Here is a 9,947-nt window from a genome sequence, read left to right on the forward strand (position 1 = left end):
ACCGCTGCAGTCTGGCGGGGCGCCGCCGGACTTCCTGTCCTGGTCGCATGGCGAGGGCTTTATCCGATTTTTCGAGGAGCGCTGCCGCAGGCAGGGCATCTACATCCTTGACGAACCCGAGAGCGCACTGTCGCCGACGCGACAGATCGAGCTGCTCAAGATGCTGCGGCGCATGGACCAGTCGGGCACCGCGCAAGTGATCATGGCGACGCATTCGCCGCTGCTGATGGCTTGTCCCGGCGCGCGGCTGTTCCGCATCAGCCGCTTCGGGCTCGACCCGACCGATTTCAGCGATACCGATCATTTTCGCATGATGCGCGACTTCTGTACCGATCCGCAGGCGTTCATGGAGGAAGCGCTGCGGGAGGATGACGCGTGAGCGCCGGCGACGATGATCTCAACTGGCGCGTCGAGCAGGCATGCCGCGAAGGCTGGCCGGCGGCGACCGGGGCGATCTTTGATGGCTGGCTCCTGCGGCGCTCCGGCGGACGGATCCGGCGCACCAATTCGGCCAATCCCTTGCGCGGCCAGCGTGGCGCGCCGGATGCTGTCATCGGCGCCGCCGAGTCCTTCTACATCGGCCACGGCCAGACGCCCTTGTTTCGGGTTCCCGACATCGCCGGCGAGCTCGAAGCCATACTCGACCATCGCGGATACCAGCCGGAAGGCGGCACGATCCATCTCCATGCCGGGATCGGCGACCTGGCTGAAGTCCGCGATGAGCAGGTCACCGTTTCGAAAGTGCCGGGCGAGGACTGGCTCGCGGCGCGGTTCCGCATGGGGACCTTTGACGACGCCGAGTGCCGCATCTTTCGCGAGATGACCGGGCTGATCGTCGGCGACCGGGCGTTCGTATCCTGTGAACGCGACAGCGAAATTGCCGCCTTGGCCTATGGCGTCATCCGCAATGGCCTGCTTGTGGTGGAATCGGTTGAAACCGATGGCCGTTTCAGGCAGCAAGGTCTGGGCCGCAAGACTGTCGGCGGCCTCATCGGCTGGGCGCGGCGGGCAGGGGTTCACGCCGCATGCTTGCAGGTGGTGGTCGACAACACGCCGGCTCGCGCTCTCTATGCCTCGCTTGGGTTCAGCCGTGAACTTTACCGATACCACTACCGCAGGAAGCCGCATGAACCACGATAGCTACGACAACACCTACATCGCCGGCATCCTCAATTCGGTGAAGACCATCGCCATGGTCGGCGCGTCCGCCAACGATGTGCGGCCAAGCTATTTCGTGCTGAAATATCTGCTGGCCAAGGGATTTTCGGTGTTTCCGATCAATCCTGGCCAGGCCGGCAAGGAGATCCTCGGCCGGATGACCTATGCGAGGCTCGCCGATATTCCCGAGCCGATCGACATGGTCGATGTCTTTCGCGCGCCGGCGGCGGTGCCCGGCATCGTCGACGAGGCGTTGCGGCTCGATCCCTTGCCGAAAGTCATCTGGATGCAGCTTGGCGTTCGCCATGACGAGGCCGCCGCGCGCGCCGAGGCCGCCGGCATCAAGGTGGTGATGAACCGCTGCCCCAAGATCGAATACGGCAAGCTGTCCGGCGAGATCGGCTGGACCGGCGTCAATTCCGGTGTGCTGTCGTCGAAGAAGCCGCTGATGCGGTCGGGATTCCAGAGTTTTGGCGTGCGCCAGAAGTAGGACACGTCGCTAAAAGTGCGCGGCGGTTTTGGGATAACGACGTGCACCAAAAGCAAGGCCTGATGCGCAATGCGCCTTGGGCGCAAAATTATTCCTTAGACCAGTGCATTTTCTCGGGCCTCGGCCGCAGATCGTTCGCCGAAGGGCATTTTCTTCTTTGCATTCGCGCTCATGCTTCGCCAAGAATGCCCGGCGATTTCAAGAGTTTCAAAAGGGAGGTTTTCAGTGACCCGCACGCCAGGTTTCAACACGCTCGCCGTCCATGCCGGTGCCAAGCCCGATCCGGCGACCGGCGCGCGTGCCACGCCGATCTACCAGACGACCTCCTTCGTCTTCGACGATGCCGACCATGCCGCGTCGCTGTTCGGGCTGAAGGCCTTCGGCAACATCTACACCCGCATCATGAATCCGACGCAGGCGGTGCTGGAAGAGCGCATGGCGGCCCTCGAAGGTGGCACGGCGGCACTCGCGGTCGCTTCCGGCCACGCCGCGCAGGTGATCGTGTTCCACAATCTGATGCAGCCGGGCGACAATTTCGTTGCCGCCAACAAGCTTTATGGCGGTTCGATCAACCAGTTCGGCCATGCCTTCAAGAATTATGGCTGGGAGGTGCGCTGGGCCGACACCAACGACATCTCGACCTTCGAGAGCCAGATCGACGACAGGACCAAGGCGATCTTCATCGAGAGCCTGGCCAATCCGGGCGGCACCTTCGTCGATATCGAGAAGATCGGCGACATCGCGCGCAAGCATGGCCTGCCGCTGATCGTCGACAACACGCTGGCTTCGCCCTACCTGATCCGGCCGATCGAGCATGGCGCCGACATAGTCGTCCATTCGCTGACCAAGTTCATCGGTGGCCACGGCAATTCGATCGGTGGCGCCATCGTCGACGGCGGCACCTTCGACTGGTCGAAGTCGGGCAAATACCCGATGCTGTCGGAACCGCGCCCCGAATATGGCGGTCTTGTCCTGCACGAAACCTTCGGCAATTTCGCTTTCGCCATTGCCGCGCGCGTGCTCGGCCTGCGCGATCTCGGTCCGGCGATCTCGCCCTTCAACGCCTTCCTCATCTTGACCGGCCTGGAGACCTTGCCGCTTCGCATGCAGCGCCACTGCGACAACGCCGTGACGGTCGCCGCCTGGCTGTCCAACCACCCCAAGGTCGCGTCGGTGAACTATCCAGGCCTGCCGACCGATAAGAACAATGCGCTGCAGAAGAAATACTCGCCGCAGGGCGCCGGTGCCGTGTTCACCTTCGCTCTCAAGGGCGGCTATGACGCCGGCGTGAAATTTGTCGAGGCGCTCGAGCTGTTCTCGCACCTGGCCAATGTCGGCGACACCAAGTCGCTGGTCATCCACCCGGCCTCGACCACGCACCGCCAGCTTTCCGACGAGCAGAAGGTCAAGGCCGGCGCAGGACCGGACACGGTGCGGCTTTCGATTGGCATCGAGGACGTCAACGACATCGTCGCCGACCTCGAACAGGCGCTAGCCAAGGTCTGACCGATCATGAGCGAGTCAAAATTTCTTGCCATCGGCGTCGACACTGTCGACGCCGAACAGGGCGCGCCGACGCCGGATCGGCTGATCTCGGGCGATCCCAAATTCCTCACCTGGAATGTCGAGGAGCGCGACGGCGGCCTTTACGCCGGCATCTGGGAATCGACCCCGGGCAAATGGCGCATCGTCTATGACGAATGGGAGTTCTGCCACATCCTGTCCGGCGTTTCGGTGATCGCGGAAGACGGCGGGCAGGCGCGTACCGTCAAGGCCGGCGACAGCTTCGTGCTCAGGCCCGGCTTCAAAGGCAGCTGGGAAGTGCTTGAAACGACTCGCAAGGAGTATGTGATCAAGCTGTAGACCGTGATCCCGAAAAGTGGAGGCCGGTTTTCGGGTAAAGATCATGGTCGAACAACAAAAGATGCACGGATCAGACGATGCGGTCGATATCGCTGTCCGAGAATCCGTATCGCGCCATCATCCGTCGGTGCCAGTCGCTGCCCACCAATTCATCGAGGCAAGCATCGATGCGCCGGAGCAGGGCTGAATTGCCTTTGGCGATCGCGAAGGCACCGGCCGACGGCTGCTTTTCAATCGGGGGAACCTCGACAAGCCCAAGCGGCATATCGGGCCGCCGGGTCAGATAGCCTCGGTGCGCCATCGCAACGCTGGCGTAGGCGTGCACCGCGCCGCTGGCCACTGCGTCCGCCGCATCCGCCTGCGTTGCAAACGTCCTGACCTGCTCGGGCGCGATTCCGTTGTGCAACGCCGTAAGATGCTGAACCTGATCGGTTATGACACCAATCAACGCTGTCCGGTCCTCGGCAATGGATTGGTAGCCGCGAAAGCCACGCGGATTGTGTTTCGCGACCAGCAACCCGTCCTGCAGCGCCCAGATCGGCCGTGTGAAGTCGACAAGCTGCCTGCGCTCTTCGGAGACGAACAGGCCGGTCGTCATGGTCCAACGACCCTCGACCAATCCCGGCAGCAGTTCAGCGAATTCGGCTTCGATCGGCTTAAAGCTCGCCAATCCGAGCATGTCACCGAGCCTGCGCGCAAGCTCGACGTCACAGCCTGAGACCTCGCCCGATGCACCTGCAAAGCAGAATGGCGGCTCTTCCAGGAAGGCGAATTTCAACTCAGTCAGATCAGGCAAACCGGCGCCACCTATTCCCCGGGCACAGTCTGAGGCAGCCCCGGCTTGTGGCCGTCAAAAGCCGACGGCGAGCGTTTCCAGCCCATGGAAATGGTAAGTGTCCCGAAAGCGCGCCTCTTCGGCAAGATGCAGCTTCGGATGCCGTTCGAACAGGGTTTTCAGCGACACCTGCAATTCGAGCCGGGCGAGCGGCGCGCCGATGCAGAAATGGATACCGGCGCCGAAGGACACGTTCTTCTGGTCGGCACGGTCGGGCCGGAAGGCGAGGGGATCGGCGAAGGCGCGTGGGTCATGATTGGCCATGCCCAGCAGCAGCCCGATCGTCTCGCCCGGCTGCACGACGATGCCGGGCGCGACCTCGATCTCCTGATAGGCATAGCGCGCGAACATGTGCAGCGGCGCGTCGAAGCGCAGGCATTCCTCGACCGTTGCCGCGGTCGCCTCGGGCGAACCGAAGAAGCGGCTGACATCGCCGCCCTGCATAAGGATCGAGCGGACGGCATTGCCGGTCTGATGCACGGTCGCTTCATGGCCGGCATTGAGCAGCAGGATCGCCGAGGACACCATCTCGTCCTCCGACAGCCTCTCACCGTCCTCCTGCGCCGAGATCAGCAGCGACAACAGGTCGTCGCCGGGATTTCGGCGTCGCTCGGTGACGTAGCCACGGAGGAAATCCGCAAATTCGCGGGCGGCACGGTTGGCCGTCTCTTCGATCGCGCGTGTGCGGCCATGCATGTACATGGCGACCATCTGGTGCGACCAGTCGAGCAGTTGCGGCCCCATTTCGACCGGGACACCGAGCATTTCGGCAATGATGGTGATCGGCAAGGGCGCCGCGAAAGCAGGCAACAGGTCGACCGCCTTGCCTGGTTCGAAACGGTCGATCAACTCGTTGGCCAAAGCCTCGACACGCGCCCGCAGCCGTTCGACCTGACGCGAGACGAAGGCGCGGTTGACCAGTGTTCTCAGCCGCGTGTGCACCGGCGGCTCCAGTTCCAGCATCGAATTGGCTTCGACGCCGTCGAAGGCCCTGAGATGGCTGCGGTCCTGTCCAATGCCGCGGCTGTCTGGAATGCCGGCCGGGTTCTGCCGGCCGAAGCGGCGATCGCGCAGCAGCCGGTTGACGTCGTCGAAACCGCCAAAGCACCAGAAGCCGAATTCTTCCCAGAAGAATGCATTCGATACGCCGTGCAGGAAAGCATAGGCATCATAAGGGTTTTGAAAAAAGGCCGGCTCGTGCGGGTCGAGCCGCAGATGTCGAGTGGCTGGATCAAAGGCCAGGGCGGTAGGCGTCCATTTGCTCATGCCAGACCAATAGCGCGGCTTGCCAGCTTGGTTCCAGACCGTATGTTGGCGCCCGCAATCCAATACGTTGAGCCAGCCAACCGGCTGCGGAAAGTCTGATTTGATGAAGGTGATCGTTGTCGGTGCGGGTATTGCCGGTCTCTCGACGGCGTGGTCGCTGGTCAAGGCCGGCCACAGCGTTTCGATCGTCGAGCAAGGGCCGATCCCAAACCCGATGGCCGCGTCGGGCGACCATCATCGCATCATCCGCCGCGCCTACCGCGCGGGGACCGGCTATGGCCGGCTGATCACCGAAGCCTACCAGGCCTGGGACGAGATGTGGGCCGATCTCGGCGAAAGCCACCTCGATCCCAGAGGATTTGTCTGCATTTCGCGCGAGCCGGGCGACGAGGCCGAGGAATATCGCGAGGGCCTGGAAGAAGGCAATTTTCCGTTCGAATTGCTGGAGCCCGATGCTGCGGTGAAGCGCTGGCCGTTCCTGGAAGCCGGGTCGTTCCGCTACGCCTATTTCTCAACCGAAGGCGGCGCCCTGCATTGCCGCAAGATCGCGTCCGGCCTGGCAAAGTGGCTGCGCGCCAACGGCGCCAATGTCTACGAAAATAGCAAGGTCGTCGAAGTCGACGCCGAAGCCGGCCACATCGTGCTCGAAAGCGGTGAGACCATGCAGGCCGACCGCATCGTTGTCGCCGCCGGCGCCTGGGTGCTGAAACTGTTTCCGGAGCTGGACGGCGAGCTGAAGACCTATCGAACCGCACTTGCCTATGTCGAACCGCCCGCCGATCTCGAGGCGGCCTGGCAGGCGGCACCGGTCGTCCTCGATGTCGGCGGCGCGATCGACGGCTATGTGATCCCGCCCTCCGGCGGCGCCGGCATGAAATTCGGGTCCGGGCGGCACAGGGTGCCGACCAGCGACGCCGATTGGAACCGTCAGCCGGTGGCGGGCGAGGGCGAGGCGATCCGCAACCTGTTTTCGCCGCCGATCGACCGCATCGAGGACTATCGTGTGACCGAGGTCGTCACCTGCGCCTACACTTTCACATCAGACGAAAAATTCATGGCGCATGAAAAGGGCAAATGCCTTGTTGTCTCGGCATGCTCCGGTCACGGCTACAAGTTCGGCGCGGCGGTCGGCAGGCGCGTTGCCGCTGCTGTCGGCGATGGGGATATTGCCGGCTTGAAGGCATGGCTGCGGGCGGAGGTCGCCTGAGCGCCGCCGGGGGTGACCTAATTCTGGCAATGCCTGGGAATATGCACCCGCCGCCAGCCCGATGAACCCTCGCGAACCAGCACACGACGCGCGACGGTCTGGTAGGAGGCGGGAACATCGATGATGCGCCTTTGCTCCGGCCGCACCAGCACCTCCTGGGCGATCCTGTCGTATTGTGCGGGGATGACCACGCGCCGCGTGCGTTCGGGCTGGATCACCACGGTTTTGGCGACACGTTCGTAGCGCGCCTTGTGCCAGACCTTGCACAGCACCTTGCGGCCATGGACGACGCGCCATTCCCAGGAATAGCCGCCGCCATCGATCCGGACCGTGCGGTAGACGGTGCGGGTGACGGCCGGCACGACCTGGTAGGTCACTTGCGCCGGAACGGTCATCACGACGCGCTCGCGCGTGCCATAGATAGGGGCGATATAGTCGACCTGCTGACCGGGCGGACTGATCATCACGTCTTCATAGACCGTGTCGTAGACGGCCGGACTGCGGACCGGCTCGTAACATTCGACGGCGCGGCCGCCGGCCGCCGTCTGCGAAATCGTGCCGAGCATGGTCAGGCCGGCGATGGTGAAGCATGCGGTTTTCCCGGGCATGACACTTCCCCTGTTGAACTCTACGCATAAGTTCAACGTTGAATTGTAGAGGAAGCCGTCTCGGAAAAAAGCGGTTTCGGCGCATTTCGTTAAGTGACGCGGTTAAGAAACTGCTACCTTGCGCGGCCGGCCATGCGGCTCCGGACCCGCGGAAGCATCCGCCGCCCGCGAATCCTTGGTCAGAAAGCTTGATTCGACTTACCCAGATGGCTAGGAGGGGTCGGCCTTGCACAAGGATGAGCCGGCATCCTATTTACGGAATAACGATCCAGAACCGATTCTGCCCGATCTGCCGGCATTCCCGGCGCCGGAATCCCACCGCGAGATAAGAGATATCTGATGAAGAACCCCGTCGAAACCTACATGAACCTCGTTCCGATGGTGGTCGAACAGACCAATCGCGGCGAGCGGGCCTACGACATTTTCTCGCGCCTCCTCAAGGAGCGCATCATTTTCATCACCGGTCCGGTCGAGGACGGCATGGCGACGCTGGTCTGCGCGCAGCTTTTGTTCCTCGAAGCCGAGAATCCGAAGAAGGAAATCAACCTCTACATCAATTCGCCGGGCGGCGTCGTCACCTCGGGCATGGCGATCTACGACACCATGCAGTTCATCAAGCCGGCCGTGTCGACGCTCTGCATCGGCCAGGCGGCTTCGATGGGTTCGCTGCTCCTGACCGCCGGTCACAAGGACATGCGCTTTGCCACGCCGAACGCCCGCATCATGGTTCACCAGCCTTCCGGCGGCTTCCAGGGCCAGGCGTCCGACATCGAGCGCCATGCCCTGGATATCATCAAGCTGAAGCGTCGCCTCAACGAGGTCTACGTCAAGCACACCGGCAAGAGCTACGAAGAGATCGAGAAAACGCTCGACCGCGACCATTTCATGACCGCCGACGAAGCCAAGGATTTCGGCCTCATCGACAAGGTCATTTCGTCGCGCGAGGCGGCCGAAGGGGCGCTGGCATAAAGGCAAGTTGGCAGTTGGATGGCACCATCACGCGCTTTTGGCGCGTCTTGCGGCATTTCGGCCACAATTGGCTGTTCCCTCGGGGGACAGGATTGCCTACGTTAAGGCTATGTTGAGTTTCGGCGGCTTAGCTTTATGCGGGGTTGTCGCGAATCATTGCCACGTTTTCTGATTTGTGTTTCGTACGGAATGCGTTGCGGGAGCCGGGACACACTGGCGGCGGCGGATTCCCGCGATAGATAGAGTATGCGCCCTTTCAGCCAGACCATCGGCGGGCGGCCATGAAAGGACATGAAAATGAGCAAGGTCGGCAACAACAGCGGCGATTCCAAGAACACGCTTTACTGCTCGTTTTGCGGCAAAAGCCAGCACGAAGTGCGCAAGCTGATCGCCGGTCCGACGGTCTTCATCTGCGACGAGTGCGTCGAACTCTGCATGGACATCATCCGTGAAGAGAACAAGACCTCGATGGTGAAGTCGCGCGAAGGCGTGCCGACACCGCAGGAGATCCTCAAGGTTCTCGACGATTATGTCATCGGTCAGCCCTACGCCAAGCGCGTGCTGTCGGTGGCGGTCCACAACCACTACAAGCGCCTCGCACATGCCGGCAAGAACAACGATGTCGAGCTGGCGAAGTCCAACATCCTGCTGATCGGCCCGACCGGTTGCGGCAAGACGCTGCTCGCGCAGACGCTGGCCCGCATCATCGACGTGCCCTTCACCATGGCTGACGCGACGACGCTGACCGAAGCCGGCTATGTCGGCGAGGACGTCGAGAACATCATCCTGAAGCTGTTGCAATCGGCCGACTACAATGTCGAGCGCGCCCAGCGCGGCATCGTCTACATCGACGAGATCGACAAGATTTCGCGCAAGTCGGACAATCCCTCGATCACCCGCGACGTGTCGGGCGAGGGCGTGCAGCAGGCGCTCCTGAAGATCATGGAAGGCACCGTCGCCTCCGTGCCGCCGCAGGGCGGCAGGAAGCACCCGCAGCAGGAGTTCCTGCAGGTCGACACAGCCAACATCCTGTTCATCTGCGGCGGCGCCTTCGCCGGGCTGGACAAGATCATCTCGGATCGCGGCCGCAAGACCTCGATCGGTTTCGGCGCGGTCGTCGCTTCGCCCGAGGATCGCCGCACTGGCGATGTCTTCCGCCTGGTCGAGCCCGAGGATCTGTTGAAGTTCGGTCTTATCCCCGAATTTGTAGGCCGTCTGCCGGTTCTGGCGACGCTGGAAGACCTCGACGAACCGGCGCTGATCCAGATCCTGACCGAGCCGAAGAACGCGCTGGTCAAGCAGTATCAGCGGCTGTTCGAGATGGAGAATGTCGACCTGACCTTCCACGAGAACGCTCTTTCGGCGATCGCCAAGCGCGCCATCGAGCGCAAGACCGGCGCGCGCGGCCTGCGTTCGATCATGGAGGCGATCCTGCTCGACACGATGTTCGAGCTTCCCGCGCTCGAAGGCGTGCGCGAAGTGGTGATTTCGGAGGAGGTGGTGACCGGCAGTGCCCGGCCGCTCTACATCTACTCCGAGCAGAAGGAAAAG

The 9,947-nt window shown here is 62.5% G+C and carries 11 protein-coding genes; 8 read left to right on the forward strand and 3 right to left on the reverse strand.

The window, feature by feature from the left end; genetic code table 11:
• The 5 genes from EN964_RS13410 to EN964_RS13430 form a co-directional block, all read left to right on the forward strand.
• On the forward strand, positions 1-379 hold a 379-nt coding region (locus EN964_RS13410), incomplete at its 5' end, for an AAA family ATPase (RefSeq protein WP_164775810.1).
• Entirely contained in the window at positions 376-1,140 is a 765-nt protein-coding gene (locus tag EN964_RS13415; protein ID WP_127268570.1) for a GNAT family N-acetyltransferase, read from the forward strand. The genes EN964_RS13410 and EN964_RS13415, both read left to right, overlap by 4 nt.
• Positions 1,127-1,648 carry a CoA-binding protein gene (locus EN964_RS13420; protein WP_127269926.1) on the forward strand — a complete coding sequence of 174 codons (522 nt, stop codon included), beginning with the start codon at positions 1,127-1,129 and terminating at the stop codon, positions 1,646-1,648. The genes EN964_RS13415 and EN964_RS13420 overlap by 14 nt, the downstream gene beginning before the upstream one ends.
• A gap of 225 nt (positions 1,649-1,873) precedes the next feature.
• Positions 1,874-3,154: an O-acetylhomoserine aminocarboxypropyltransferase gene (locus EN964_RS13425; RefSeq protein WP_127269928.1), complete on the forward strand. Its 1,281-nt coding sequence runs from the start codon at positions 1,874-1,876 to the stop codon at positions 3,152-3,154.
• A gap of 6 nt (positions 3,155-3,160) precedes the next feature.
• A complete protein-coding gene (locus EN964_RS13430; protein WP_127269930.1) occupies positions 3,161-3,511 on the forward strand; it encodes a cupin domain-containing protein in 351 nt (116 codons plus the stop codon).
• A gap of 70 nt (positions 3,512-3,581) precedes the next feature.
• Here the strand turns inward: EN964_RS13430 and EN964_RS13435 are convergent, their stop codons facing one another.
• Both EN964_RS13435 and EN964_RS13440 read right to left on the reverse strand, forming a co-directional pair.
• Positions 3,582-4,307, reverse strand: a complete 726-nt coding sequence (locus EN964_RS13435; RefSeq protein ID WP_236383322.1) for a transporter substrate-binding domain-containing protein — start codon at positions 4,305-4,307, stop codon at positions 3,582-3,584.
• Between the two features lie 54 nt (positions 4,308-4,361).
• Complete coding sequence (locus tag EN964_RS13440) at positions 4,362-5,612, reverse strand: cytochrome P450 (RefSeq protein ID WP_127269908.1); 1,251 nt, start codon at positions 5,610-5,612, stop codon at positions 4,362-4,364.
• 103 nt (positions 5,613-5,715) lie between these two features.
• On the opposite strand from EN964_RS13440, the gene EN964_RS13445 reads away from it, so the two are divergent.
• Positions 5,716-6,819, forward strand: coding sequence for an FAD-binding oxidoreductase (locus EN964_RS13445; RefSeq protein WP_127269906.1), 1,104 nt, complete (start codon positions 5,716-5,718; stop codon positions 6,817-6,819).
• A 17-nt stretch (positions 6,820-6,836) separates the two neighbouring features.
• On the opposite strand, the gene EN964_RS13450 is transcribed toward EN964_RS13445, so the two are convergent.
• The gene (locus EN964_RS13450) at positions 6,837-7,427 is read right to left on the reverse strand and encodes a hypothetical protein (protein ID WP_127269904.1); all 591 of its coding nucleotides are present in this window, start codon (positions 7,425-7,427) and stop codon (positions 6,837-6,839) included.
• A gap of 339 nt (positions 7,428-7,766) precedes the next feature.
• Between EN964_RS13450 and clpP the strand changes: the two genes are divergently transcribed.
• Entirely contained in the window at positions 7,767-8,396 is a 630-nt protein-coding gene (clpP, locus tag EN964_RS13455; RefSeq protein WP_013532191.1) for an ATP-dependent Clp endopeptidase proteolytic subunit ClpP, read from the forward strand.
• Between the two features lie 297 nt (positions 8,397-8,693).
• Positions 8,694-9,947, forward strand: a 1,254-nt coding sequence (clpX, locus tag EN964_RS13460; protein ID WP_127276433.1) for an ATP-dependent Clp protease ATP-binding subunit ClpX, incomplete at its 3' end; no start/stop codon positions are given.

The organism is Mesorhizobium sp. M7A.F.Ca.CA.001.10.2.1, assembly GCF_003998575.1.
Taxonomy (GTDB): domain Bacteria; phylum Pseudomonadota; class Alphaproteobacteria; order Rhizobiales; family Rhizobiaceae; genus Mesorhizobium.

Excerpts from the sequence above, each read along its gene's own strand:
- EN964_RS13420 (WP_127269926.1), top strand. The coding sequence starts at position 1,127 with ATGAACCACGATAGCTACGACAACACCTACATCGCCGGCATCCTCAAT.
- EN964_RS13430 (WP_127269930.1), top strand. The coding sequence starts at position 3,161 with ATGAGCGAGTCAAAATTTCTTGCCATCGGCGTCGACACTGTCGACGCC.
- EN964_RS13440 (WP_127269908.1), bottom strand. The coding sequence starts at position 5,612 with ATGAGCAAATGGACGCCTACCGCCCTGGCCTTTGATCCAGCCACTCGA.
- EN964_RS13445 (WP_127269906.1), top strand. The coding sequence starts at position 5,716 with ATGAAGGTGATCGTTGTCGGTGCGGGTATTGCCGGTCTCTCGACGGCG.
- EN964_RS13450 (WP_127269904.1), bottom strand. The coding sequence starts at position 7,427 with ATGCCCGGGAAAACCGCATGCTTCACCATCGCCGGCCTGACCATGCTC.
- clpP (WP_013532191.1), top strand. The coding sequence starts at position 7,767 with ATGAAGAACCCCGTCGAAACCTACATGAACCTCGTTCCGATGGTGGTC.